Raw genomic sequence first — 24,893 nt, 5'->3', positions numbered from 1 at the left:
AAATAATAACTCCGACAGGTATCCGGTAAAAACTTGAAAGATTCCAATCCCTCACAAGTTAAATTAGAGATTTGTTTGATAGAGGATATCGTCTTTCCAAACGCTTCATCTCTGTTGGCATATCTGTCAGTTGTCGCGCGCTCAGCAATCGATGCTACCTAGCCTCCCATCATATCTTTGAAGTGCGTGAATATCAGACGATTGTGCTTGCATCCGCTTGCAATTAATGCAGGCTCTAATATTAGAGATTTTCATTGATTGATTTAAAGAAATGTCGCTCTGCAATTTCTCTATCGAGAAATTGGCCTGAAAATTTATCAAAACAAATCAGGTGCAATAGATGCACAGTTAAAAACTCATGTCAATCCCCAAAGGAAAGCGAGATTTGATTTCAATTTTGCCACTAAAACATTTGAAGGATATGCCGCCTGCAATTGAATTGCCTGCCAACTTTGCCAAAATTCATCCCCCGCGCTTTAACTGTGGCGAAATGGTGCGCTGGACGGGTGTTAGCGAAGAAGCTGACAGAGGAATGGTTATCGGCAAATTTTACAACTACGAACAATGTCAATGCTGTTGGATGTGGTGTTACATCATTTGCCTTACTCCTGATTCCAAAAGTGCAACGTGGTGTCAGTTTGATACTGCCTGGGAGGAAGATTTGGAGAAGTTTGAGGATGATAAAAAAGCAGCAGAATCTGACCGATAGAGAACGCAATTTGATTGCAATTTACAGTCAATGCCAATTGCGAATGACACCGAGGCAGTTTTATGCAAAGTGGGGAGTGAGTTATGAGGAAATCGCTTTTATTTGTTCTCGTTCAGATTCTACAGTGCGGCGTTGGTTTAAAACGGGTAAAAATCGCAGATTTCCTACTGCTGTCGATTTGCGTCATTTGGCTTTAATGGATTTTTTGCTGGAGCATTTTGAGGAAATTCCAGAGACATTGGTGGCTTTCCTGTGTCCGCCTTGCGAAGAGAATAGCCTGGATTAATAGTGGCGCGTATAACGGAAATACTGTTAACGGAAAGACTGTTTAGGGCAACGACTGTATACGTTGTCGCAATCATATACTGCTGACTTGTTCCAACAGTTTTGGTGGCTGCTATACATACACCAAGCTTTTTCAGCATCAAAAGATAATTTGAGCTTGTCTTAGCACAAACCTCGTCAAATATCAATGTCACCGTGACCTGTCTTTGACAAGATTATTCAATTACTGTCTTGGCAAGCAATGAAACAAGAGCACAATCTGTTACTTTTACTGCTGAGGTACTAAAATGACCTACTCTGAAAAATTGCACCCGTGGTGTATCATTAGCCTGCTTCCTAATTGTCAGCGTGTTATTGTGGCACGATTTCGTAAGAGAAACGATGCAGATGATCATCTACGGGTTTTGCAGCGATTAGTGAAAACGCGCACATTTGTGATTATTTTTGACATGCAACCAAAGCCTACTGTGCCTAAAGAATAACGGCGAATGCAGCGAAGGTTTGAAATCGAATTAATCGAGATACCTGCGTTAGTTGAATAAACCGACTTTCCAGCGATTTCTCCCAGCGACAGAACCTACTGATAGCTGGGAGAATTTTTTATATATTTTACTGATTCTCTACTAACTACAACTTTTTATCATAGTATTGATTGACGCTCTAGAGCGATCGCATTTGTACGGATAGTTACAATTGCATAAGTAAATATGCTCTGATTGATAGCTGTGCAATCGTAGATGTGGCTAATAGTAATATAGCTTGCGAGCGCAATAGATATTCCTTCTCTATCAATACTTCGGAATTTTGAAGAGTTTTTTTGGGAGATGGCTCTGGCGCAAGGTTCGTAGGTGGCTAATGTTGCGCTGAGTTTTTGGATTTCTTGCCATAGCTCTACTATCAAGGCTTCTTTTGCCTCGTTCAATAGTTGCTTTAAGCCGGGTAGTTTTTCCATTCCTTTATCTAATGTCTATCTCGTCTTCTTGTCAAGGGGGTTGAGCAATTACAATCAAAGAATCAATAGAGACAAGTGCGACCGCATCTTGTCGGACAGATAATTAATGGGAATTAATTAAGAAATTTCTTGGGAAACACGCTTACCGTTAAAACTTTACAAAAAATAGATCGTTAAAAGCAAGGCCGCGATCGCGGCAATTTTTGAGAATAAGCTGCACTTGCTTGTACTGCGAATCCAGCCATGACCCAAATAGAACCAAATTCCGAACCAACTGGAGAGGATATTCCACTTTCAGCTACTCAAAAAGTGGGTGAAACCATCAACAAAACTGAGAACACTTCACAGAGTCCTGACTTACTTGATGAAGGAGAATCAGAACCTTATGAATTCAATTTTTGTACAATCAAAATCCACATTGTTATGCGACCAGACGATGGGCATCCAGAAGGGCGAATCGTAGAAATTACAGCAACGAGCCATGACGACTTACCACTATTAGTACAAGTTAGAGAAAACTCGATTGGAGCTTGGCCAAACCATTTACAAGAATTGCTCCAGCGGTTAGCCTCTAACCTACCTAACCGAAAAGTGAGCGCTCAAATTCGTTCTTCTGTTGGTCAACCCCGGAAAAAAGCCAAACCAAATCTTCAAAATCCTGCTAACCACCCCGTCAACAAAGGTGAAGCTGGAGTACAAATTCCCCTGTTTTAAAGAGGTAACAATGAGTCTAATAGAATATGAAGGCAGGCAAATCGAACTGCCCAACGAAATTACTGCAAATGATGAAAAATTGCTAGAAGTCCTACTTCCTTACTTCCCTGAATTAAGCTCCGCTACAATTGAACGAAAAACAGGTCAACCCATTAAAATCATCAAACAAGCCAAGACAAAGGGTGTAGAAGAAGATTGGAAAAAAGAACTATGCGTACTGCTCACTCCCCATTCCCCACTCCCCTCACTTGTCTCCGCACCGGAAGAACCGAATCAAGCTGTCCAACTCACTTGGGCTCTGCAATGCGACTCTATCAGCGGTTGTGTTACTCCGCTAACCTTGGCAAGTCGGGCTCAAGAACTCTCTGACGCGATCGCTCTGGGTGAGCAAGAACTACAGCGATTTAGAGACACTCTCAAAAAACTCCAACTTGCGCCAGCTATTGCTTGTCTCCAAATTCCTCTTAATTTTTAATGCCTGCAACTATTTTGTCTGTGTCGCAAGCCATTGCCGCTTTGCGACACTCCTACCCAGTAACTAAGCCACTTGAAGCGATTGAATTTCTCAGACAAACGCTCAATAGCGCTCAACTTCTCAATCTTTACCAGCACTTTTTTTCAACTGAATTTGCTACCAGTACCAGTTCTATTTACTCGGATACTCCTGATAATCATAGCCCCCGCGAATTAGAATTCTTCCGTCTTCTTGACGAAACAGAACTTATCCCGATCAGCCCCTGGCAATTAGAAATAGCACAAGAAGAACGCCTCGACCAACTCCTGATTGAGTCTTGGGGGTTGGATTGGTTGAGCTATGAAGATATTGATTCCTTAGCTCCTGAATGGCAAATCCTGCTGTCTCTAAGTTCTGAAGGACTAAATTGGCTAACTGAAAATGAGATGAAAGATTGGTATGAACAAGAATTTGAAGTTTCATTTTCTCAGATTCTACCACCAGATAGGATCAATCATCAGCAATTCCAACAGTTTTGCTCTCTGGCTGAATTTCCCGTAAAAGGGATGCCAATTGTACTGAGTTTCCTCAATTACTCAACGGGTAATATTTGGCTTGACGGCTGCGCTCAACACGAGTATCAATTTGGAGAATGGACAGTCGAAAACTTGATAGTTTTATCAGAACAATGGCAAAGTGCTAAAGAATTAATAACCCAGGCTCAACAGGTCATTGACTGGCTTGCTACTGACCGCCATCGACATTTTCAGCAAATTCTTGAACTCTGGAACAAAAGCACCTTGTCAATTTGAATTACCCCTGAATCCGAATAATTACGAGTGAACCAGCAACCGCTAGTGCGGTTGTAGTTGTTGGAAATTGAGGCCTTAATTATGACTGAAACTCTAACAACAGCCGAAAGAATTGCACGTCTTAATGACCAATTACGTCAAGGAGATACCAAAATTGGTGAAATTCGGATTACTCAAGCTGTAAAAGCTCTTCTTCCCGAACAGCAACAAAAGTTACTGCAATTACTAAGAGATTTTAACACCTTTGAAGCTGGCAACAACCCCTACGGAGAACGAGATTTTCTTAGCATTCAACTTGACAGTAAAAGCTATTTTTTCAAAATTGATTATTTTGACAGGAAAGCATGGCGGGAAAATCAGGAAGTTAGTTCACAATGTCCAGAAGACCCCGACAAAACTTGGAGAGTTGCTACCCTAATGCAGTCGAACGAATATTAATTTTCAAGCATGAGCTAACCTTACCTATCGGGTTAGCTCCATAACCTCTATCGATTTCAAGTTATTATGCAACATTTGTCAGGAGAAGTCTTTCGTGAAATTCTGCAAACAGCTCCCCGACAGCTAGCAGAAATTGATGCTGAATTACTGTTCATCAAAGAACAATATCTGTTCCATTATCGAGAAGGAACAAAGGAACACTACAAACTACTCTCCTCTGTCAGTTTGAGAACTGCATTTTCTCACGAGCCGATTGATACGGATTGGATGCCCCCAGGAGTCATAAGGTGGGGAACTAACTCTCAAGGAAATTGGGTAGTAAAATTCATATCTCCTGCCCAATATAACCTCCAATTTGATGAGAGTAAACCCATTACTATTCCACTAACTGCCTTGGTATTTGTAGGACAAAACACTCAATATTGGGTATTTGCAACTGATTTTGCTACTTTCAACCCAGAGTCGAAAGCTTACCACACTCCTTTACCAAACATCCATCCAAACGGTTTAATTTGCTGGGGTAAAAATACTCCACCTGTTGCTTCAACTCAAACCATTGATATTGCTTGGCAGAGCTTCATAACCACTCCTTTCAATGCTGACTTATCCAGCCAAAAAAGCCGAAAGTTTCCCCAAGATGTCAGAGAACATCTGAAAAGTTTAGCCTTGAGAAAAAGGCGTACCTATCCTGTTAAAGATTTAGTTGAAATGAGGTACAGTCCTTCAATTGACTCTTTAGTGCAACACCTCCTATTGATTGCTAACCCTACCTAAATCAAAACTTCTATGTAGGGACTGCACTCAATATTTATTGTTCAACACAAAGTTTAAGTTAATGCTAAAACTTTTTAACCACATTCATGCCTCTATCCCCTTGCCTCCCATTGCTACTGGGGTATTCTGCGAATACGTTACAGCCTCTAACGGCGTGTTTGTGCGTTCAGTTCGCCCCGGACTAGAGGCCATGATTCCTGTTGCAAATTCAACGCCCAATACTATCAAAGGGTTGCCACCTATAGAACCATACTTGCACCTTGAGACTCGTTTAGTACCATCAGAACTGCTACTTTCTATATTGACAAAAGCTGTATTCACCAAAGATAGCAGTGGCAATCTCACAGAGATTTTATTTCACCTATCCCTTGACAGTAGTAATCAATGGCAACTGACAATTCCAGTCCAATTGACTACACGAACGAGCTGCCAGCCTTTTGACAATTCATCCTACTCAACTGCTTTAATTGAGTGCCACTCTCACGCAGAATTGCCTGCTTTCTTTAGCAGCACAGATGATGCTGACGAGCGGGGTTTTCGCCTCTATGCAGTCTTGGGTAAAGTTAATACCTTGACTCCTGAGATTTTAGTGAGAATCGGAATTTTCGGACACTATAGCTTAATTAAAGCTAATTCTGTATTTGAAGAGCCACATTTTATCACTGATGCTTACCAAAACTCCCTTAAACCTCGACTTTGAGTACGCAAATTCCACACCTCTCCTTCTCAAAGATTACTCTCACCTTCACTTATGGCTCGTTGGCTGTGGCGGCACTGGCTCTTATGTAGCTGAAAGTTTAGCACGATTAGCTTACGTTTTCAAACAAGTTGGGAAAAATGTCAATATTACCTTTGTAGATCCCGATATTGTGGAAGGGAAAAATTTGGGGAGGCAGAGATTTTGTCAATCTGAACTTGGACTGAATAAAGCCACTACTCTTGCCTTGCGTTACAATCTTACCTGGGGGCTAGAAATTAGTGCAATTCCTGACTATTTTGACCCCAAATTGGTAAAATCATACTGGAATGATTTGGTAATTATCATTGGCTGCGTTGACAATAGTGCTGCTCGCCGTTCCTTGGGCAAAACGCTAGAGAATAACCGCCACGCTGAGATTCCGAGAATCTGGTATCTTGATGCTGGCAATAACTTTGATAGCGGTCAAATTCTACTGGGCAGCCATAATAGCCTTGAAGAGCTAACTCCGCACCTGGATAAGTTCAAGAAAACAGGCATTATGGGAGCGCTTCCCTCTCCTGTTTTACAATGCCCCAATTTGATAGAATTGCGACCTGAAGAATTGAGAAATACCCATTTATCTTGTGCTGAGTTGGCTAATCTTAACGCTCAGAGTCTCACAATTAATCAAACAATTGCCTCAGTCGTTACTGACTATCTATTCCGCCTCAGTTTGACAAAGGACTTGCGTAATTTTGCCACTTTCCTTAACCTTAAATCTGGTTCTATGCGCTCAGAATTTATCAGTTGTTCATCTCTCATAAAGTTTAGTTTACTTGATACAAATCCTGGTTAGCTACACCTAACGGGATAACAACCCCGTCAAAAGCTTGATAAAATCAAGGACATAGCCCTCATACCCATCTGAAAAATCTGAGAGAGTAGAGGGGAGGGTAAAGGTTGAACAATACACCTTTACCCTCCCCTTCCCCTTCCCTTTATTTTGCTAACTTTATTAAGATTTTTTTTTGGTTTAATACTGTGTTGAGTTGTAGCGTTTCGTGTAGGCATCGTCGGCAAAGGATTGAATCAGCTCAATCTGACTAGGATTGACTGTAATTTCCCAGACCTTGACTCGCTCAGGCACTGTCCAAGTTGCTTTCTTTTCATAGAGCCTCACGATACGCGGGAAACTCAGGTGCTTCAGCCCTGAGAGTAGTCAATACTAGGAGAGTTACCATTTTGAGTAATTGATGCAAGGCTTTTTTCGGAAATTTCAGAGTGTTCTGTATCTTGTATTGCAGTGAGATCGCTACTGCTGCCATTCTCTAAAATTCCTGTATTTGTTAAGTATTCTTCTAAGATGGGAATTAGAGAGCGATACCACTTTATTTGAGAACCACTCCATTTGTTTGTTGTTGAAGTAGCCAGCAAGGAAATACCATGAGCTGAGCCGGCTTGTGTCAGTATCCAAATTCGCTTGGCTTCATTACGCTCTTGATACCCCAATGAAACTAGAGCTTTGTTGACTAAATCTGGCTTGATTTTGCACTCTAAGTTATCTGTGAGTATTGCTGCTAGTTCCGTTACTGTCATCCCAACTTCTGTCAAAGGGGAAGCTGCACCAATCAGTTGTTTTGCCGTCTCTGCTACCCCTTTGAGTTCTGGGTACATAGAGGCCAGCGAGTTGAATTTAAACTGGGCGATCGCGGACGCACTCAGTCCGGTATCTTGTAGCCAAGCTACCAAGTGGTCTATCGTCTCTATGGCGGCAGCAATTTTTTCAGAAGTGGGCATCTTTGCTCGCTTAGTTTTCCATATCGTGATCTTGACAGCATGGCGATATATCTAGCGGGACTTAAACAAATTTAAAGCCTAAATAAAGCCTAAATTTGCTTTATATGCACCAAAGATGCTAGCGAAAACTAGAAAGTTTTAGGCTTCTGTTCGAGAAGATACCCCCTAACGGGAGAAGTTGAAAAAAAATTAACTTCTCAAAGGTTATGGACTCTAACACCGCTTTAATCGGTCTCTCAAATATTTGCTCTAAATCTGACAACACTCCCCCCAGTGAAGTTAAAGAAGTGGTAGCGGTAATTTTCCCTTTTCTCACTCCGCATCCTTCCGATCAACTTCCCTTTAAAGTAGGCGATATCATCAAAACTGGTAAGCATTACGGTACTGTCACTTCTCTAAATCAAACCGATCGATCTGTAAGAATTACCTGGGATGCTAGTAACAGCGAAGACAGCTTTTCTTGGAATTATACACTTGATGAAATTCGTGTCCTCAAAATCTCCCTTGTGCCTCAGTTTATTCCTCAAAAAACTACTGGAGAACTTCCAGCTTGCACAACCATCGTACTTGCTAATTCGCAACAGGTACAATTCAGTAACACAACTATTTTCCAAGTAGAATCGCTGACTGAACACCACATTTTCATCTCGACTCTCGACCAATCTTATCTCTTTCCCATTAACTTGTTTCCAGGCTTCCCGACAAGTTGTACCATAGATATTCCTGCACCTCAGCAGTTAAAAGTCGCTCGCAGTTTGTCTGTTGCTGACCTCAAAATCCGAGCTAAGACGTATTTAGCTCTCGAAATACCCGACAACTTCTTAGAATTCGCTATGCCAATTCAAAAACAGCAATTCAAAGAAAAACTGGCTCGACAATTGAGCGAAGAAAATTACGAACTTCTAGAATTTAACATAGCTTGGGAAGAAACCTGGAAGCAGCACCTAGAAAACCTAGCCAAGAAACAAGGATTATACGGATTTAAAGAGGGAGATTACATTTTAAAATGCCGAGAAGGAGTTCAACAAAGGGGGACAGTCCAACGCTTGAACGTTGAAAATCTACGTCCATTCCAAATCGAGTGGAACAGCGGAGAAATCCAAAATTACAGTTTGACCGAACTCAAAGGTTTGGGTATAGCTCGTATCGAATCTATTGTTAAATTATCCCCCAATGTGGCTTATCAGATTAGCGAAGACGGCTCCTACTTTAGAGCTTGGATTGGGTTCCGTACTAAAGCGTTAGCTAAGGCTTGGCTAATACCTGTCAAAAAGCTAGTCGGCTACCTTAGCAACTTAATTGATTGCCAAGTTCCAGATATTCAACATACAGGCTCTAAATACGAATACGCTGTAGAATGTCCCCGGCATAAAACTTTAAGTAAGCGCTTAGAAACTCTCCGAAAAGTTGCTGAATTTGATTTAGAAAAGATGCCAAGATGATGGAATAAATGGCAAATCAAATATAATTGGCTAGTTTATGACAGTGTAAATGCGATAAACAACTCTGTTACTAATCCAAAATATAAATGGCCTAATGGCAGAAAATGTTGATTTTTTCTAGTCGTAAATATCAACTCAAGGAACAATCTTTGAGTTTGAGTGCTATTCAATTCACCCTTGACCCTACAATTCCAGGATCGCATGAACAAAACAGTAATGATTTCCGGTAGTCGTTCCATTAATGAATTGCCTTTAGGAGCAATCCCATCTCTCAATCGCATCATTGAACTAGGATTTGAAGTTATAGTCGGTGATGCTTCTGGTATTGATAGCTTAGTTCAGCAGTATTTGCAGTCTAAGAATTACCAGAAAGTCTTGGTTTACTATGCCTTATTTAGCGGCAATGGCAAACCTAGGAATACTTTTGGTTATCCCACCATTGGCATTCCCGGAAACTATAGCGCTCGCGACATCCAAATGTGTTCGCATTGTGATTACGGACTAGCCATCTGGGACGGACAAAGCAAAGGAACAGCAGCTAATATCAAGCGAGTTAAGAAGACCAAAGTTGTTATTGTTTAAAAACCAACAACCACTGTTCATATTATTAATCAACAAATAAATCAGCGATCGCCCTCTAGTGTACCAGAGCGCTATCGCCTTTTTTTTGTTGATTTAACCTACTTCGTGAAACAGTCTTGCACTCAAGCTAACGCTTATTAGGGAGGCGATAGAGTTATTATCTAGCACTAATAATGATTCAAACCTTACTAGAACGACCGCAGGAATTTAAACAAATTCCCTTCACTCTCAAACCACAACAGCAGCAAACACTCGACAAATTGAGAACATTTGCAAGCAGCACTGAGTCATTCTTTTTGCTCTGCGGTTATGCAGGCACAGGAAAAAGCACACTTATTTTTCTTCTAATCAAAGAACTCTTGGCTCAAAGCAAGCGCATTGTCCTCACTGCACCTACTAACAAAGCCGTTGGTATTCTCAGAAAAATGGCAGCCTCTCAAGGTATTTTCGGAGTAGACTTTCTGACAATACACCAACTTTTAGGCTTAGGCATAGTTCGCAAAGAACAAGAGAAAGTCTTAGAACAGACAAGCTGTTGTTACCTCCACCTCTACGATATCATTTTTCTTGACGAATGTTCGATGGTTGGAACTCAATTATGGTCTTGGATTGAGCGTAGATTTGAACGTACCCTGTTCAACCACCGCAAATTAATTCTCATGGGCGACCCAGCTCAGCTTAACCCCGTCGGAGAAAAACGCTCGCCTGTCTTCAGCATTACCAATAAAACTATGCTAACCGAAGTTGTCAGGCAAGCTGGAGAAAGTCCCGTCCTCGACTTCATCACCGAATGCCGTTCTTGTGTCAAGAATAAAACCGATATGTTCTTGCCACATTCTACCTACACTCAAGGGAACAAATCTAACGGTGCATTCAAAGTTAAGCCAGAAACACTCCTGCAATACGCCCTCAAAACCATCAAGCGCGAATTCACTTCCAACCCTGACTGCTTTCGGATTCTGTGCTGGACAAACAAGCAAGTCAACTATTACAATCAGGCCCTCCGAGAACAAGTTTACGGTCAAACAGCCCCCAGATTCATACCGGGAGAAAGGCTGATTACTAAGAAACCAGTCATGGCCCCTGATGGTAAGACCGTTATTTTGCCCACTTCAACTGAATTTACCATTAAAGAAGTTGAAACGAGCCAACACTACGGCTATCGAGTATGGCTTTTAAAGATTGTGACCGATGACGGTTTATTTCGGCAAATCTTTGTGCTGCATGAATCCGAAAATAAACGCTACCAGGCTGAACTTAAGGAAAAACTCAAGAGTGCCAAGCGCAGCGGATTTTTATGGCGCAAGTATTATTGGTTTAAGGACGACATATTTGCCGAAATTGACAATTGCTTTGCCCTGACTATTCACAATTCTCAAGGCAGCACTTTTGATGAAGTGGGTTTGGACATTAATGACATTTTGACTCGGCTATTGGTGGGAAAAGAAATGAGCAGCAAACAGAAACTTAAAGAATACCACCGCCTCTTGTATGTCGGAACGAGTCGCTGCCGCCAACGGATACTATTTGTTCCTCCAATTTCATCCAGAGTTCAACTTGCATTAGGATACTTAACTAAATCTGGTTCAAGTAACTTTTGATGATAGGCAGTAGAAAGTAGGGAGAAAATAGCAATTAATCGGTTTGTGAAAAAGGCGACATCTCACTTAGAATAATATATCAGTAGGGCGAAGCATGACCTCCGTAAATATAAGACGTTCACCAATAACTTATATGCCGGAATGCTTCGCTCTCTTTTTTTCGACAAGATGCACTCCCAAAAACTGCTACTTAGATTACGATTTTATTAATCAACAAGCTCAAATTTATCATCCTAAAATAAAGGTTGATTATTACCTTTAATTGTTAAAGAATAATTACAATAATCCACCTGCTCTCAACCATATTGGTTCCACTCTTTCCACACTTCGACTCTCTTTTTTCAGCCACCGCTCGCGAGTGCTGCTACCGCAGCGGCAAATCGAACTTCTGACACACAACTAATTATGGCAAAATCTAGACTTACAGAAACACCCCCTCAGCAAAAAGTAGTACAGAGAGCAACCAAGAAAAAACGCTCTCCTGAAACAGCGACTAATTCCGCTAAGGCTGAAAAATCTGTTACAAAAATCACAAAAGGTTCTTCAACTTCTGAACCGGAAACAGCACTTTCAGAACAAGTAGAACCCTCTGAAAAATCCACAGAATATACACCAGTTTCAGCCACAGATGCTTCTGATTTAGGAGCTAAATCAAACGATGAGACATTGCCGGAGCCTTCTCCTTCCCCTTCCCCTTCAATCGTTGAATTTGCCTGTGATGCCAGAGAATTAAATGATTACATCCAAACTCTCAAAAGCAGCATTTATAGCAATAACAACCATGTCATTTTATCCAATATTCTCATAGAAGCAGATGCCGCAACTAGACAATTGCATTTAACTGCTTATAACCTGGAATTTGGGATACAAGCGAGTTTTGAAGCTAATATCAATCAATCTGGAAAGCTCACTCTCCCTGCAACCATACTCGCAGACATTCTCGGAAAATTTCCGAAAAGTCGCGTTACCTTAAAGAGTTCTTGGGAAATTATCAAAGGAAGTGACGTTCCATCAGTCAGTGCCACTCTGACTGCATCAAGGAGCAAGCACGTCATTCGTGGGCTAACTGCGGACGAATTCCCTGCTATCAAGAGCCTTGAACAAAAACTTGTGACCATTCCTGCTAGCGTGTTAATTGCTGTCCTCAAAGCCAGCTTATTTGCTGTAAGTTCTGAAGAAACCAAACGTATCTTAACTGGAGCTAACTTTCAACTAAGCCACGACGCAGAAAGGGGACTTTCTCAATTGAGAGTTTGGACAACAGACGGACATCGGATAGCAATGGTTGTAGGATTCAGTGAAAGCAGTGATTCCGATATTTTGAACACTCGAAACGTGCAATTTACAGTACCCACTAAGGTACTCCGGGTATTAGAGCGGACTTTGAATCCCACTGACAGAGTAGCTATTTACTATGAGACTGAGCCTGACAATAGCAATAACTTTGTTGCTTTTGAGTGGAACAATTGGCGGCTGACAGCGCAGTTATTAGAAGGAAAATACCCGAATTGCGACCAGATTATTGCTCCTTATCGGCATGAACTTAGCCATCAAATTGTGGTAGAGAAGCTCAGCTTTTTAAAAGCCTTAGAGCGGTTAGCTTCTCACAGCGATAAGTCCCATGTTACAGCAATTTTTGAATTCGATTTAGATAGTCAACAAGTGCGAATTTCACTAAATAATACTCTCAGTTCTGGTACTGAGATAGTTGATGCCAAACTATTCGGTTGTGACTTTCGGATCAAGTGCGACATCCGCTATTTAATTGATACAGTTAAAGCTGTTTCTAGTTCGGATTTGCGGATGTTAATGGCAACTCCTACGGCTCCCATACTGATTGCACCGTTTGGAATACCAGCGTCGGGTACAGAGGCTAAGGAGTGCGAATACATTATCGCTCCGCAAGAATAAAAGGTGGGGAGCGGCATCTAAATTTGATGCCCTCTCCTGCCCCAATTCGGAGCCTATTACTGTATAAATTAGGATAATTTAAATTCCTATTTTAACATAAAAATTATCTACAAGTGTGTTCAATACTCTCGCACCAACAACTTATATTAATACTAATTATCAAGACTCATGCAATAGTAGCCGTAGGGTGTGTCGCCATTAAAAATTCCTAATTTAGACAAACAATCTCACAGATCCGCACCTGACAAACAGAGCCCACAAACAAAGCTAACAATTCTGTAGCAAGATTTTTGAGAAATGGCATAACTTCAGGCATGCCTCCCCTATCGGGGAATAGTTACCAGAAGTATTCTAACGACTCAAAATGTACCAACCACTGCACCTCAAATACCGACCAAAAAACCTCCAAGAATTAGTGGGTCAAGACACCATCAAAACAACCTTGACCAATGCCATCACCTCCGACAAAATTGCTCAAGCTTACCTGTTTACTGGCCCCAGAGGAACAGGCAAAACCTCAACCGCTCGCATCCTTGCTAAATCCCTCAATTGTTTGAATAGCAAAAAGCAAACCGCCACTCCTTGCGGAGAATGTTCAAGCTGCAAAACCATTGACTCCTGTTCAAGCTTAGACGTAACTGAAATCGATGCTGCTTCACATAATGGCGTGGATGATGCCAGAGAATTAATACAACACAGCAACTTTGCGCCAGCGATGAGCCCTTACCGCATCTGGATTTTAGACGAGTGCCACCAACTCAGTACCAGCGCTCAAAATGCTCTCCTCAAATGCCTTGAAGAACCTCCGGCTCATGTGGTGTTTATTCTCTGTACGACTGAAGCACATAAAGTCCTGCCGACAATTATCTCCCGCTGCCAAACTTTTAACTTCCGAGCCTTGTCAGTTGATGCTATTGTCGGACAATTGCACAAAATTAGCTCCGCTGAATCTATTGCGATCGCAAGTGAGGCCATGCGGGATCTCGCTCGCACCTGTGACGGGGGGTTAAGAGATGCCCTGCAATTACTTTCTCAGCTTTCACTGCTAAACTCAGAGATTACCCTAACTCAAGTTGCAGAAGTATCTGGCAGTATCAGCGAGCAAGAGTCGATCGCCCTTCTCAAAGCCATTCATTCTGGCGATACCTTAAGCGTACTGCAATCTTCGAGAACGCTCATTGACAGCGGCAAAACCCCCAAACTGATTCTCAGCAGCTTGCTAGCAGCAATGAGAGATTTGCTCATTGTCAAATCAACGCGCCACTGCCAGAATTTAATTGCAGGGCCAGTAGGCTACTCACAACTGCGCTCGCTCGCTCTTCATCTCGATTTTGAAACAATTGATGCGGCTTGTACACAATTGCAAAAATCAGAATTTCAATTGAGAACTAGCACCAATGCTGCTACTTGGTTAGAAGTCTGTCTGCTGAACTTGATGCTGTCAAGCAAACCCGCTGCCCCCGAAACGCGATTGCCGGCAACTTTCCCATCTAATCAGCCTGACAAATTTGATAAAACCCCTCAAAAAATAGAGGCAGATTCTCCTGACTTTGAGACAACTTGGGCGCAAGTAGTAGCAGCAGCGAAACCAGGCAATCGTAGCCTCTTAAACCGCGCTCAAATTGCCGAACTTTCGGCTGATTCATGTGTGTTAGCAGTAGAAAGAAAATACGCGAACAAGTTTCAGAGTCACCTTGAATCCGTGCAGCGGATCGTTACTAAAGCTTTAGGCCGCTCTGTTACTGTAACTGTCAAACAACAGGAAGAGTTAGCAGCATGATTAGCATCCTAATTGGGAATGATACCTACGCAATTGAACGAGAAGTTGAAAATTTTAAGACTCAAACTCATCCTCTCTGGCGAGATTTCAACATCCACCGCAGAAATGCTTCTTCCCTGGATGCAGCCCTCTCTGCTGCTGCTTCAGTTCCTTTCGGCGGTGGAAACAAACTTATTGTCGTTGAAAATTGCGATTTCAAGCAATTTGGAGAAATGGGGCTAGAATTGCTGCAAATTTTGCCCCAATTACCTGTTACAACGCACTTAGTCTTCACTGCTGCTGTTATCGACAAACGGCTCAAGGTAGTTAAGCATTTGTTGCAGTTTGGTAACCTCAAGGAGTTTACTCTCATTCCTCCTTGGCGTACCGATTTGATTGAAAGTGCGATCGCTACTACTGCTAAACAAAAGAATCTCTCAATTGCCAGAGATGCTGTCAGCTATCTAGCAGTAGCAATTGGCAACGATTCTGCTAGAAGAGTCAGTGAACTAGAGAAATTAGCCATTTATGCAGCAGGCGCTCGCATTACGAAAGAAGCTGCTAAAATCCTCGTTCCAGCTACCACAGCCAACTGTTTTCAACTTGCCGAAGCTCTTTTAAAAGGTCAAGCAGTGGCGGCAATTAAGGTGCTTGATGAATTGCTATCTCGGGCAGAGTTTCCTTTAGCAATTATTGCCACTCTCCAAACTCAGTTTAAAACTTGGCTGTGGGTAAAAGCTACTATCAATTCCGACCAACAACGTTCTGATAGCGAAATTGCTAGTATGTGCGGAATTAGTAACCCCAAACGGCTGTATTTCCTTAAGCAGGAGGTTAAGGAAGTATCTGCGAACTTCTTAAGTCGCTCGCTCTCCATTTTGTTTGATTTAGAAATTGCTCTCAAAACAGGAGATAAGCCTGACTCGATGTTGCCTGCTTTGCTCAGCATCACTCAACTCACTCACCTTAAATAACAGGAAAGCGCTGCCGAGTTAATTCGGCAGTCTTTCATTAACAATCTTGGAGGCAAAAACTGCTTGGCAACACTATTGGTAGCAATAAGGTGCGCGGCGTACCCTACAGATAGAGTTTATGCGTAAGTCTTAATTAACTGTAGTGATAAAGAAGTTGTTTTTCTCATTAATTTATCAAAGAAGTTTTTGAGTTTATTTATCGCACTAGGTCGCTATTGTTGTTTAATAACAGCTCATCTTTCCTGCATCATCCAAACGAGAAAGCCCAAGATTTGCTCAACAGGAGGTAGTGGGTAATCTGTAAGGTCAATGGACGCGCATTGCTCTTCTAGTTTAAGAAACCGCCAGACAGTACCGCTAGTTACCGTTCCGTAAATCGTCGAGATCGGCTGTCGCTTTTGTTGGTTAAAGCCTTGAGCTGCAACCATTTCTGCAAGGCATTGCCCAAGAGCCGGTTTAAGGTCTTCTTTTTTGGCTGACACCAATATAACCGCAGGGGCTTTGATAAATAGTTGCTCCGGGGAACGACTAAGAAGAAAGTCAACATACCCTGTGAGTTCAGCCTCCGGTTCTACATTGAATTCTTCGCCTGAAAAAACGCTAATCTGTCCTTGAAGTTGGCGTTTTACTTCTAGTAACACAGGATTGATAATCCCCTCCGAACGAGCTTTTTCGCTACTCACCGCAATCGCCCAGGGAATCGTTTCTTTAAGAATATCCTGTAGTAAAGGGCTAGGAGTGACAGGGGAAATTTCTGGTAAGAAACGCGAGCCTTCAATGATTGTGAGATGGAAATCATCTACAGCTTTGCTGAGAGTAAATTTACTGTAAGGCATAGGTTTATTATTCTTAATCGGATACTATAACACTTCGGGGTTGAATGAGGTAAGTCTGGTAATTGGTAAAGTGTACTGTACTAATTATATAGCCAGTCTAAATAAGTTGTGAAAAAAACAAGTTTTAAACGAACCGCGAAGACGCGAAGCACGCGAAGGTCGGAAAGAGAAGAGAGTTTCACGACTCCTGCAAGACTCACTATAGTGTCTCACGGGGCAGGGTAATCGCGCAGTGAGCCAGAGACCTACCGTTTCCCTAGTTCCTGAACCCAAACCCATAATTGCCACCAAATTCAGTCCGACTCCCAGTTGGTTTTTTTGGAATTTCCTCTCTCGTTCTTTTTCCTACCTATCGGTAGTAAAAGAGAAAAGATTCATTCTTAGAGTGACCAATGCCTCCCAATTATATCAACCTTCTTTCCCAACTAATAGCCAGACATGATTTTCACCAAAATAACTTCCCAGAAGCAAGCCACTTGCAGCCAACTGCAACAGCCGATTTGTGTGAGTTTTTAGGCGAAGAGGTTATTTATCAGACAATCGCGACTGCTACAACTCCTAAGCTCTACAAAATTCCTCAAGACTTGCCGCCTTCAATAATTTCTGCTTTGCACCGCCAAGGCATTCAACAGCTTTATTCGCACCAAATTAAAACACTCAAAGCCGTGCGCCAGGGCAAAGATGTCATCCTCAGCACAGCAACAGCTTCTGGCAAATCTTTAAGTGCGTACTTGCCTATTTTAGAGGGCATTCTCCAACATCAATTTACTGCACTCTCTATTTATGGCTTGAAAGCTTTAACAGCCGACCAAAGTCAAAAACTTGCCGATTTGCTCCAACTGATTCCTGAGCCTGCCCGCCCGCGCCTTGCCCTTCTAACTGGCGATACTCCTCCCAAAACCCGAGAACAATTATTAGCTGCAAACCCTAGCATAATCAGCGCAACACCAGAATTAATTCACTATGCGCTGAAAGGCGTTCACTGGAGTCAGCCTTGGCAGCATTTTTTAAGTCGCCTCCGCTATATTGTCCTAGATGAAGCTCACACTTTTAACGGAGTTTACGGAGCTAACATGGCTAGCTTAATTCGCCGCTTAAAATTGGCAGTAGACGAGCGCGGAGGTTCTTCTCAAAAACTGCAATTCCTGATATTGAGTGCTACCGTTGGCAATCCCGTTAAATTAGCGAAGTTACTATCTGGGAGAAGTCGAAAGCGAAATATCAATAAACCCGAGCGGTTAGTTTGGATTAACTCTAGCGGAGCTGCTGTCCCAGAACGGCAATTAATTGTTACTAAACCGACTCATGATGCTAATTCCGATGTTGCTCGCATCATTATGTTTTTGTTGCAGCAAGGGCAAAGCGGAATTTGCTTCGGTAACGGCAGACAAGCAATTAAGAACTTGTGGGCAACTTTTAAGCAAGAAGCTGTAACTCAAACTAACTCGGGAATTGAGTCGCAAGTAGCAATTTTCTACGGCAGTTTAACAAGCGAGCGCCGCATGGAAATTATTAACTCTTTGCAGTCAGGAACAGTTAAGTGTATCCTCAGCACTAGCGCTCTCGAAGCAGGAATTGATTTGCCTCAACTTGACTTTGCTATTATTAGGGGATGGCCGGGAAGCTTGCAAGCTTTTAGGCAGAGGGCTGGCAGGGCTGGTCGCGCAAACTCCGGTTTAATTGTCTTCATTCCTATTGCACAATCACCTTTGGATAACTATTTTGCCGAGCGCCCTGAATTGTTGCTGTCGGCCGAATCTGAATTGGTGAGCTTTAATGCCAATTATCCCATAGATATTGCCAAACATTTAATGTGCGCGGCTGTCGAAACAGGCATTCCTGCCAATAAGCTCAAGCACTACTTTGGCAAGAGCGCTCATATAATTGCAACGGCTTTAATTGAGCAAGGTGTTCTTCACAGAAGCCGGGATAAATTATGGGCTAAGGGCTTTCCCCATAAAGATGTAAACTTTCGAGGGGGAACGGGTTCTAGCACGATACAACTGGTGGATGCGGAGACTCAAGAAGAGATTGAACTCCTCAGTGCGGAGATTGCTTATCGAGAGGTATTTCCTGGTGCTATTTACCGCACGCAAAACTCAGACGGCTGTTTGGTGACTTATACTTCGCGCTCGCTCTTGAATGGCAAAGCTATTTTGCAAAACACCCCTGAAACTCGACTGTTTACTGTAGCGATTAGCCACACTCATACCAGCCTCAAGCAGAATTTGAGTTTGCCTCAACAAATCCCGTTGGTCATTCCAGAAGTTGAAGGAAATGTTCAAACCAATTCAACGGATAGTAAGGCAATTCCAGCTCAAGCTATTCTGGAACTGGTTTGGGGAGAAATTAGCCAACTCGTCACTGGTTATCAATTATTAACTCGCAATTACGAGTTAACTTGTCTCAATAGAAAGTGTGTCAATTACAAAGAGCATTTACCAAAATGTACTGCCTGTCCTGTTTGTGGCAAGAGAACTCGCTCTGCTGAGCTAACATCGGTTCTTAATGAGGTAAACTTTGAGCAACCTTACGAAATAAAATTTGCGACTCCTGTACTGCAAATTAGTTTTAATTCCCCGGTTGAATGTTATCTGCAACAGGTAGTAACAGCTACTCGCCAGGAATTGCTTCAATGTCAACAGGAGATGGAACCCGGATATCAGCAGTTGTGGGAGTACCCCGCGAATTTGTTGGCTATTCACAGTTTCGGCCATCAAATTTTAGCAGCTTTACCTCTGACTATTTTGGCTTCACCTAATGATGTGAATTTTCTGGTAGAGAAGAGAGGTGCAAATGACTATGCAGGACTCTTTTACGATTTAGCAGAAGGAGGTTCGGGAACCTCGGAAGCTATTTTTCGTTCTCTCCCTCAATTAGCTCATGCGGCTGCTGAGTTAGCCCGCAGTTGTTCTTGCAGTTCTGGCTGTCCTAAATGTTTGATTCAGTCGGGATGCCCTGATGGTAACAAAGCTTTACTCAAGCAGGTGGGGCTGCTGCTGTGCGAAGCATTTTCTACTCCTCAAATATCAAAATAATTGGTGGAATAGACGGCTGAGAAATGGGAATGGGGAGAGAGAAATAGGGAAAATGGGAGTGGGGAATAGAGTGTAGCTTTTTTCAAACAAAAAAGCTACGCTCTATTCCCAATTTGTTTTTACTGTTTTTATTAAACAAGACGCTGCTTGCATCAACATAGAATTGTGCGAACCGCTACTGCGGTTTTTAGGGGTGCATTTTTCAGACTTGTACTCATGAAAAACAAGCTTGTCTTGCCAATCATTGACTCCCAAATTAGAGAGTCAACGCTGTTACATTTCAGAAATCAACCCTATAAACAAAAGAAAAAGCAAGCTTTAATCCCCAACCTCACACGAGATTTAAAGCAGGGCTGGCTTTTAACAATTCTCGCAGAAATAGACCGATGTTTATGGGGAAGGTGGGATTATTGGGCTTTGTGTCAAGCTGTCCCCGCTCATGCCTGGATGCGGTGGAAGATGGAGCCAATGCTAGCCCTTCTGGAAAACAGAAAACCCGAAAGCTTACCCAAATTTGTAATTGAGGAAACTTTGCCAGCAGAACCGATTCCCCAAATTGAATGGCAGCATTCTCCTGCCGCAGAAGCCATGTTAGATAATAGCCTCAATTGCATTCCTCAACATGGAGAATGGAAAACTTGGTCAGCTTGGGACTATTTGGAGTTTTTCTTGGACTGGGTTTTGTTCGCATTCGGACATCCAGCTTACAAGATTTTACCCCAAGAACCTGCCGGCTGTGAAGGTGCATCAATGCGTCTTTATCAGATGTTTGACCTGTCAATTCTCATGCTGTATCCTGAAGATTACATGGGCCGGCTGCTACCCCAAATTTGCGGAAAGACTGCTCAAAAAAGTTCAGGGTTTTATCCGACACCCTTAGCTTTGTGTCAGTTCATATCTAAGTTAGTCAGTGGCGATAAGACAGAGCGAATTTCCAGCTTCAATGAACCTGCGTGCGGTACGGGTGCTTTAATGTTAACACAGTCGAATTACTGTCTGAGCGGTATCGGTCAAGATATAGACCCTACTCTGTTAAAATGCGCTTTGTTTCAGTTTTATATGTTTTCACCTTGGCTGGCTGTTCCGATTTGGTGGTTGGGTCAAACTGATTTGCTCCTTGGCAATACTTTAAGTAGCGAGCGACCCCAATCAATAAACGCTGCTTACTGGTATAATGAGTGGTTTGAGCCAGTCGAGTCCCAGGCTAAAAATCATACTGATTGTCCTGTCGAACATGAAATAAGTTCAGGACAAAGCTCAGAAGTTATTGACTTGAATGAGAAGACATCAATTCACTCAAATCCAGTAGTTCAAGAAGTTGTTAAGGGCAAACGCCGACCCAGAAAGACGACAACATCTCCTCACCAATTTACGCTGTTTAATTTAGACGAATTCTAGCCCTATACGTACCTAATTCTCACTTGTGGCGGCGGGCGTAATGTTATGAGTAGGCTGGACTAATGAAGCAAAACTGATTGTAGAAACTGCTGCTTTGAGGACTTGTTCTGCCCAATCTGCTACAGCCAGCCCTTGAGTTTTAGCCGCATCTTGCATCTGGGCTTGCAGGTGCGTCGGGAGCTGTAGAGTTAAGGTAAAAGTATCTCGTTGGGCTCGTCTTGCCTTTTTGACTAACTCTGGCTCGATCCATCGATCGAGCCACAATTTACATTTAGATCCTCGTTCGTTACCATCTTTCTCAATAAAGCTTAGTTTGCCTAGCTTTTGACAATAAAAACTGTGAGGGTCGTCTTGAACAGGCTCAAAACTGCAATGATAGCAATTCCAGCAGCTTCGGCATGGAGTTTCTTTCTGACTGGATGTTGCTCCCAATTCCCCAGCATTCTTTTGAGTGGATGCTGAAATTTCACGGTTTGACGGATGATTGGCTGTTTGAGTTCGTTGGTTTTTGGAACTGCTCTCGTTGTTAGACTTATTCCTCGAAATTTTTTTCTGGTGTTCTTCAACAACTTGGGCAACGTGAAAAGCCGTAAGTTTGCCGTTCGGAGCAGTAGAAACGGCTTGGGCCCAAGCCCTAGGCTGCTCTTGGGAGGGTAGTGCTGTTAGAGGGCGAACTTGGCGCTCATTGGCGGGAAGGATTTGTGCGCCATGGCGCACATTTTCATAGACGGTTGCCGCCTCGATCAATTGGTAAGCCCAGCGACGAGACATTTCCCACCGATTAGTGCAATAGTCTTCAAACGTCGAGAAGTCTTGTCGGTAGAGGCGGCGATCCCGGATTTGGCGCAAAGCTTGCCCTATTTCCCAGAAAGCTTTCAAGCTCCGTTCGACTGTAGCTTCCAAGCTGCTTAATTCTAATGCTTCAGCATCAGTGAGCGTACTGCTCTGAGCAGACAAATCTTTAGCGTCGGCTTTGTTTAGGTGGCAGTCCTGTGCAACTCTCGCAGGGAGTTCAGCGCTGGGAACAACAGAGAAGTTATGTGCATCAGAACCGCGAACTGTTTTGGAGGTTGACATTGATGTTCCGTCGGTCTTGCGCGGTGCAACATTAAGTATTGCATAATGCAAGGGTAGTTGCGTAATCGATTAAGGCTTTGATGGCTCAAATTTTGTAGAAAGGGCGTAAAATAGCGAAAAAGTATCGGCTTCAACGCAGCAGAAAGTAAAATAGTGTACGGTAAAAGCGTTAGTTGACATCCTCCGGGTGCGTTCGCGCGCGGGGATTCCCAAGACCACTCTTTGGGCTTCCTCTTTCCACTACTCGGCTTACACTCGGAGGAGTATCCTCAGCCAAACTCTTGTCGGTGTCTCGCAAGGGCGTTAGTTCCCGTGTGCCCCAGGACTTTAAACCTAAATTTTCGGTAAGAAATTGTGACTGTTAGCTCTGTATCTTCTCTTATACTCGATCGCCAAAAGCGGCTGACTCAGTTGATCGAGCTGCTGCTGAAAGAAGGCTGGACTCAAAGCGCTTTAGCGTCCGCTATCGGAGTAGATTTTTCAACCGTATATCGGTGGTTAAAAGGGAAAACGATACCCGAATCCGATTCTAAGAACTTTCGGCAACTGGCAAAGTTAAGCGGTGGCAGTACCAAGACTCTGCAACTTTATTTGGATGGAGAAATATCCCTATCAGTTTATCAACGCGGTTTGGATGAGGTGGCGATCGGTCAGGTGAGTGGCAGCAAGAGGATAGGCTCTGAAAAAATTAAAAAAGAAGTTTTAGCAAAGATTTATTCCCTCGATCCAGATGATATTGCCGATATCATTTCTTCCTCAGTAGCATTTTTAGCCAAACTTGTATAGTTGGTAACAAGCAGCCTGCACCCTTACGGTTTTCAGTTGAGAAGCCGGAAAAATCACTGTCTCATTCCCCACTCCCCCCCTGACTTCTGGCGATCGCCGCTATTGCTCAGTCTTTTATGCTCTGAGCAATGTACCTTCTTACTCTATCAGACCTCAATCAAACTATTCATACTAGCCCAGTACAAGAGCCGCCTCTTGTTCCTTCCTATCTGCAAGAACGCTTGCAACTGCTTGTCAAGCAAATTTTAATGGGATTACCTGTCGAGCCAATTCTCAACAGTCACCCCCAGTTCCAGCAGTGGGTTTTCCAGCTCAAAGAACTATCGCCATCACTGTTTTTACCGCAGCGAAAACTGTTTGTTGACATTCCACTTCAAACAAAACTAGACCGAACAAAAAGGGGAGTGACAGAAGAAAATTCTTCCCCTTCTCCTCCATTTAAAGTGATACAAGTCCGTACAAATGTGGGTTTAGTCAAAGGAACACCCAGACTATTTGAGTGGGCGATTCGCCATCCTGTACTGACTTGGCAAGACCGAGTTAAGTTATGGGTAGCTGCCGAATTCTTCGAGATCGAGCCTCACAAGCTACAACTGATTATTTTGGCACTGCACCCGAGTCAACCTGCAGAAAAAGTTCTGTTTGCCTGGGACAGCAAGCAACACCGACACACTCAAAATTGGCTTTTGACTACCATTGAACGAGAGAGAAAACAAACAGTTATCAAGCTCAATGGTCATCTAACACCTCAACCGAAGGAAGTAGCAACAGCTATCAATTTGGATGAAGTCAATTTGGATGAAATCAATTTGGATGAAATCAATTTGGATGAAGTCAACGAAGTGTCGATATAATCTGTTCAGACTGTGTATAGCTCTTCTGGATTTGTGGTGGGAACGGTAGTGTGAGCCTCTCGCGCGGGCTTTTCGGGCCGCATCACTAGAATTTTTCTGATCACCTAAAACTCGGGAGAATCGACTTTATTACCATCCTCCTATCGAGAGACATCCACCTTCCGACGAAATTGCCCAAAAATCAATACTTTTCTTCTCTCCATAGGAGGATGACACTCTTTAATATGAGGAAAAACAATAGACTATGGATAAAATGTAGTAGGAATCTTAGCCGTGACTGCAACTACCGCCACCCAACCAAAAACAAGCCAACTAAAAACCATCCTGATAGTTGAAGATGACCCGATGATGCAGCTCGGTCTACAGCATATCCTCAATAACCAACCCCATTTAACAGTTGTCGCACAAGCTGTTAACGGCAACGAAGCCGTCAGTGCTGCACTGCAACACCAACCAGACATCGTGCTGATGGACATTGACTTACCCGGAATCGACGGTATTGCAGCCGCGCAGCAAATCAGAGCCGCCCTGCTACATACTCGTATCCTGATGCTCACCCACCACAGCAATCCAACTCAGGTTATGGCGGCTTTGTCCAGCGGCGCTCACGGTTACTGCGTTAAAGGCACTAACGCAGAACAACTTCTAGCAGCAATTACGGCTGTGCAAGAAGGTGGCAGCTACTTAGACCCTAAAATTGCCGACTGCGTACTGCAAAATCTCAAAACGCCGCTGCCCGATAGCTATGCGAAGGACGACATTAAGCTGACTGAACGGGAAATGCAGGTTTTGCAGCAGCTAGTTGAGGGTAAAAGCAATAAACAAATCGCTGCTCAACTAGGAATGAGCGTCCACACCGCCAAAGGTCATGTAGAGATGATTATAGCTAAATTTGAAGCGAGCGATCGCACCCAGGCTGCCGTTAAAGCACTGCGTTTGGGGCTGGTTTAGCCGTTGGAATGCAGCTTCTAATTGTTCTAAAAAAAGTGGTTTTTGAGGCGTAGCTATCGCGTAGCAAATT

General features: G+C 43.0%; 25 protein-coding genes. 20 read left to right on the top strand and 5 right to left on the bottom strand.

Annotation, left to right across the window (positions count from 1 at the left end):
- Positions 1-358 precede the first annotated feature (358 nt).
- Positions 359-709, top strand: a complete 351-nt coding sequence (locus QUB30_RS26940; protein ID WP_333147495.1) for a hypothetical protein — start codon at positions 359-361, stop codon at positions 707-709.
- Positions 678-995 carry a helix-turn-helix domain-containing protein gene (locus QUB30_RS26935; protein WP_333205528.1) on the top strand — a complete coding sequence of 106 codons (318 nt, stop codon included), beginning with the start codon at positions 678-680 and terminating at the stop codon, positions 993-995. Before QUB30_RS26940 ends, QUB30_RS26935 begins: the two co-directional genes overlap by 32 nt.
- Before the next feature lie 639 nt (positions 996-1,634).
- On the opposite strand, the gene QUB30_RS26930 is transcribed toward QUB30_RS26935, so the two are convergent.
- A complete protein-coding gene (locus QUB30_RS26930; RefSeq protein ID WP_332946638.1) occupies positions 1,635-1,946 on the bottom strand; it encodes a hypothetical protein in 312 nt (103 codons plus the stop codon).
- A gap of 243 nt (positions 1,947-2,189) precedes the next feature.
- Here QUB30_RS26930 and QUB30_RS26925 point away from each other — a divergent pair, with 243 nt between their 5' ends.
- The 7 genes from QUB30_RS26925 to QUB30_RS26895 all read left to right on the top strand — a co-directional run bounded on the left by QUB30_RS26925 (position 2,190) and on the right by QUB30_RS26895 (position 6,673).
- On the top strand, positions 2,190-2,660 hold the full coding sequence (locus QUB30_RS26925; RefSeq protein ID WP_172186659.1) for a hypothetical protein: 471 nt from the start codon (positions 2,190-2,192) through the stop codon (positions 2,658-2,660).
- 10 nt (positions 2,661-2,670) lie between these two features.
- Positions 2,671-3,135 carry a hypothetical protein gene (locus QUB30_RS26920; RefSeq protein ID WP_172186658.1) on the top strand — a complete coding sequence of 155 codons (465 nt, stop codon included), beginning with the start codon at positions 2,671-2,673 and terminating at the stop codon, positions 3,133-3,135.
- Positions 3,135-3,926 carry a hypothetical protein gene (locus QUB30_RS26915; protein WP_333339940.1) on the top strand — a complete coding sequence of 264 codons (792 nt, stop codon included), beginning with the start codon at positions 3,135-3,137 and terminating at the stop codon, positions 3,924-3,926. The genes QUB30_RS26920 and QUB30_RS26915 overlap by 1 nt, the downstream gene beginning before the upstream one ends.
- Before the next feature lie 81 nt (positions 3,927-4,007).
- Entirely contained in the window at positions 4,008-4,364 is a 357-nt protein-coding gene (locus QUB30_RS26910) for a DUF3768 domain-containing protein (RefSeq protein WP_333339937.1), read from the top strand.
- Between the two features lie 66 nt (positions 4,365-4,430).
- Positions 4,431-5,138 carry a hypothetical protein gene (locus tag QUB30_RS26905; protein ID WP_333339934.1) on the top strand — a complete coding sequence of 236 codons (708 nt, stop codon included), beginning with the start codon at positions 4,431-4,433 and terminating at the stop codon, positions 5,136-5,138.
- A gap of 61 nt (positions 5,139-5,199) precedes the next feature.
- Positions 5,200-5,838 carry a hypothetical protein gene (locus QUB30_RS26900; RefSeq protein WP_172186655.1) on the top strand — a complete coding sequence of 213 codons (639 nt, stop codon included), beginning with the start codon at positions 5,200-5,202 and terminating at the stop codon, positions 5,836-5,838.
- Positions 5,804-6,673, top strand: a complete 870-nt coding sequence (locus QUB30_RS26895) for a PRTRC system ThiF family protein (protein ID WP_333339932.1) — start codon at positions 5,804-5,806, stop codon at positions 6,671-6,673. Before QUB30_RS26900 ends, QUB30_RS26895 begins: the two co-directional genes overlap by 35 nt.
- 177 nt (positions 6,674-6,850) lie before the next feature.
- Here the strand turns inward: QUB30_RS26895 and QUB30_RS26890 are convergent, their stop codons facing one another.
- Complete coding sequence (locus QUB30_RS26890) at positions 6,851-6,997, bottom strand: hypothetical protein (protein ID WP_333339930.1); 147 nt, start codon at positions 6,995-6,997, stop codon at positions 6,851-6,853.
- A gap of 23 nt (positions 6,998-7,020) precedes the next feature.
- The gene (locus QUB30_RS26885; protein ID WP_333121257.1) at positions 7,021-7,614 is read right to left on the bottom strand and encodes a hypothetical protein; all 594 of its coding nucleotides are present in this window, start codon (positions 7,612-7,614) and stop codon (positions 7,021-7,023) included.
- A 206-nt stretch (positions 7,615-7,820) separates the two neighbouring features.
- Between QUB30_RS26885 and QUB30_RS26880 the strand changes: the two genes are divergently transcribed.
- The 6 genes from QUB30_RS26880 to holA all read left to right on the top strand — a co-directional run bounded on the left by QUB30_RS26880 (position 7,821) and on the right by holA (position 15,883).
- Complete coding sequence (locus QUB30_RS26880; protein WP_333339927.1) at positions 7,821-9,056, top strand: hypothetical protein; 1,236 nt, start codon at positions 7,821-7,823, stop codon at positions 9,054-9,056.
- A 201-nt stretch (positions 9,057-9,257) separates the two neighbouring features.
- Positions 9,258-9,638, top strand: coding sequence for a hypothetical protein (locus QUB30_RS26875; protein WP_333339924.1), 381 nt, complete (start codon positions 9,258-9,260; stop codon positions 9,636-9,638).
- Between the two features lie 173 nt (positions 9,639-9,811).
- Positions 9,812-11,239: an ATP-dependent DNA helicase gene (locus QUB30_RS26870; protein WP_333121253.1), complete on the top strand. Its 1,428-nt coding sequence runs from the start codon at positions 9,812-9,814 to the stop codon at positions 11,237-11,239.
- Between the two features lie 405 nt (positions 11,240-11,644).
- Positions 11,645-13,150, top strand: a complete 1,506-nt coding sequence (dnaN, locus tag QUB30_RS26865; protein WP_333339921.1) for a DNA polymerase III subunit beta — start codon at positions 11,645-11,647, stop codon at positions 13,148-13,150.
- Positions 13,151-13,514: 364 nt separating this feature from the next.
- Positions 13,515-14,930 (top strand): DNA polymerase III subunit gamma/tau, encoded by a 1,416-nt coding sequence (dnaX, locus tag QUB30_RS26860; protein WP_333339919.1) that lies wholly within the window; start codon positions 13,515-13,517, stop codon positions 14,928-14,930.
- A complete protein-coding gene (gene holA, locus QUB30_RS26855) occupies positions 14,927-15,883 on the top strand; it encodes a DNA polymerase III subunit delta (RefSeq protein WP_333339917.1) in 957 nt (318 codons plus the stop codon). Before dnaX ends, holA begins: the two co-directional genes overlap by 4 nt.
- Positions 15,884-16,116: 233 nt before the next feature.
- Here the strand turns inward: holA and QUB30_RS26850 are convergent, their stop codons facing one another.
- Positions 16,117-16,719 (bottom strand): hypothetical protein, encoded by a 603-nt coding sequence (locus QUB30_RS26850; RefSeq protein ID WP_333339914.1) that lies wholly within the window; start codon positions 16,717-16,719, stop codon positions 16,117-16,119.
- A gap of 392 nt (positions 16,720-17,111) precedes the next feature.
- On the opposite strand from QUB30_RS26850, the gene QUB30_RS26845 reads away from it, so the two are divergent.
- Positions 17,112-19,757 carry a DEAD/DEAH box helicase gene (locus tag QUB30_RS26845; RefSeq protein WP_333339912.1) on the top strand — a complete coding sequence of 882 codons (2,646 nt, stop codon included), beginning with the start codon at positions 17,112-17,114 and terminating at the stop codon, positions 19,755-19,757.
- A 216-nt stretch (positions 19,758-19,973) separates the two neighbouring features.
- Complete coding sequence (locus QUB30_RS26840; protein ID WP_333339910.1) at positions 19,974-21,155, top strand: hypothetical protein; 1,182 nt, start codon at positions 19,974-19,976, stop codon at positions 21,153-21,155.
- A gap of 12 nt (positions 21,156-21,167) precedes the next feature.
- Here QUB30_RS26840 and QUB30_RS26835 read toward each other — a convergent pair whose 3' ends face one another.
- On the bottom strand, positions 21,168-22,232 hold the full coding sequence (locus QUB30_RS26835; RefSeq protein WP_333339907.1) for a hypothetical protein: 1,065 nt from the start codon (positions 22,230-22,232) through the stop codon (positions 21,168-21,170).
- Positions 22,233-22,586: 354 nt separating this feature from the next.
- Here QUB30_RS26835 and QUB30_RS26830 point away from each other — a divergent pair, with 354 nt between their 5' ends.
- The 3 genes from QUB30_RS26830 to QUB30_RS26820 all read left to right on the top strand — a co-directional run bounded on the left by QUB30_RS26830 (position 22,587) and on the right by QUB30_RS26820 (position 24,823).
- A complete protein-coding gene (locus tag QUB30_RS26830) occupies positions 22,587-23,018 on the top strand; it encodes a helix-turn-helix domain-containing protein (RefSeq protein WP_193975537.1) in 432 nt (143 codons plus the stop codon).
- Positions 23,019-23,146: 128 nt separating this feature from the next.
- Entirely contained in the window at positions 23,147-23,872 is a 726-nt protein-coding gene (locus tag QUB30_RS26825; RefSeq protein WP_333339904.1) for a hypothetical protein, read from the top strand.
- Between the two features lie 273 nt (positions 23,873-24,145).
- On the top strand, positions 24,146-24,823 hold the full coding sequence (locus tag QUB30_RS26820; RefSeq protein ID WP_333252494.1) for a response regulator transcription factor: 678 nt from the start codon (positions 24,146-24,148) through the stop codon (positions 24,821-24,823).
- Positions 24,824-24,893: the final 70 nt, after the last annotated feature.

Origin of the sequence: Microcoleus sp. BROC3, assembly GCF_036702515.1 — a bacterium.
Lineage (GTDB): Bacteria > Cyanobacteriota > Cyanobacteriia > Cyanobacteriales > Microcoleaceae > Microcoleus.
This window is presented reverse-complemented; position numbering and strand designations above follow the sequence as displayed.

What these genes read in the sequence shown, in the direction of transcription:
- QUB30_RS26840 (WP_333339910.1), top strand. Translation starts at nt 19,974, where the DNA reads ATGAAAAACAAGCTTGTCTTGCCAATCATTGACTCCCAAATTAGAGAG.
- QUB30_RS26870 (WP_333121253.1), top strand. Translation starts at nt 9,812, where the DNA reads ATGATTCAAACCTTACTAGAACGACCGCAGGAATTTAAACAAATTCCC.
- dnaX (WP_333339919.1), top strand. Translation starts at nt 13,515, where the DNA reads ATGTACCAACCACTGCACCTCAAATACCGACCAAAAAACCTCCAAGAA.
- QUB30_RS26885 (WP_333121257.1), bottom strand. Translation starts at nt 7,614, where the DNA reads ATGCCCACTTCTGAAAAAATTGCTGCCGCCATAGAGACGATAGACCAC.
- QUB30_RS26845 (WP_333339912.1), top strand. Translation starts at nt 17,112, where the DNA reads ATGCCTCCCAATTATATCAACCTTCTTTCCCAACTAATAGCCAGACAT.
- QUB30_RS26905 (WP_333339934.1), top strand. Translation starts at nt 4,431, where the DNA reads ATGCAACATTTGTCAGGAGAAGTCTTTCGTGAAATTCTGCAAACAGCT.
- QUB30_RS26925 (WP_172186659.1), top strand. Translation starts at nt 2,190, where the DNA reads ATGACCCAAATAGAACCAAATTCCGAACCAACTGGAGAGGATATTCCA.
- QUB30_RS26920 (WP_172186658.1), top strand. Translation starts at nt 2,671, where the DNA reads ATGAGTCTAATAGAATATGAAGGCAGGCAAATCGAACTGCCCAACGAA.
- QUB30_RS26930 (WP_332946638.1), bottom strand. Translation starts at nt 1,946, where the DNA reads ATGGAAAAACTACCCGGCTTAAAGCAACTATTGAACGAGGCAAAAGAA.
- QUB30_RS26915 (WP_333339940.1), top strand. Translation starts at nt 3,135, where the DNA reads ATGCCTGCAACTATTTTGTCTGTGTCGCAAGCCATTGCCGCTTTGCGA.
- QUB30_RS26910 (WP_333339937.1), top strand. Translation starts at nt 4,008, where the DNA reads ATGACTGAAACTCTAACAACAGCCGAAAGAATTGCACGTCTTAATGAC.
- QUB30_RS26880 (WP_333339927.1), top strand. Translation starts at nt 7,821, where the DNA reads ATGGACTCTAACACCGCTTTAATCGGTCTCTCAAATATTTGCTCTAAA.
- dnaN (WP_333339921.1), top strand. Translation starts at nt 11,645, where the DNA reads ATGGCAAAATCTAGACTTACAGAAACACCCCCTCAGCAAAAAGTAGTA.
- QUB30_RS26835 (WP_333339907.1), bottom strand. Translation starts at nt 22,232, where the DNA reads ATGTCAACCTCCAAAACAGTTCGCGGTTCTGATGCACATAACTTCTCT.
- QUB30_RS26895 (WP_333339932.1), top strand. Translation starts at nt 5,804, where the DNA reads ATGCTTACCAAAACTCCCTTAAACCTCGACTTTGAGTACGCAAATTCC.
- QUB30_RS26935 (WP_333205528.1), top strand. Translation starts at nt 678, where the DNA reads ATGATAAAAAAGCAGCAGAATCTGACCGATAGAGAACGCAATTTGATT.
- QUB30_RS26825 (WP_333339904.1), top strand. Translation starts at nt 23,147, where the DNA reads ATGTACCTTCTTACTCTATCAGACCTCAATCAAACTATTCATACTAGC.
- QUB30_RS26850 (WP_333339914.1), bottom strand. Translation starts at nt 16,719, where the DNA reads ATGCCTTACAGTAAATTTACTCTCAGCAAAGCTGTAGATGATTTCCAT.
- holA (WP_333339917.1), top strand. Translation starts at nt 14,927, where the DNA reads ATGATTAGCATCCTAATTGGGAATGATACCTACGCAATTGAACGAGAA.
- QUB30_RS26900 (WP_172186655.1), top strand. Translation starts at nt 5,200, where the DNA reads ATGCTAAAACTTTTTAACCACATTCATGCCTCTATCCCCTTGCCTCCC.
- QUB30_RS26940 (WP_333147495.1), top strand. Translation starts at nt 359, where the DNA reads ATGTCAATCCCCAAAGGAAAGCGAGATTTGATTTCAATTTTGCCACTA.
- QUB30_RS26875 (WP_333339924.1), top strand. Translation starts at nt 9,258, where the DNA reads ATGAACAAAACAGTAATGATTTCCGGTAGTCGTTCCATTAATGAATTG.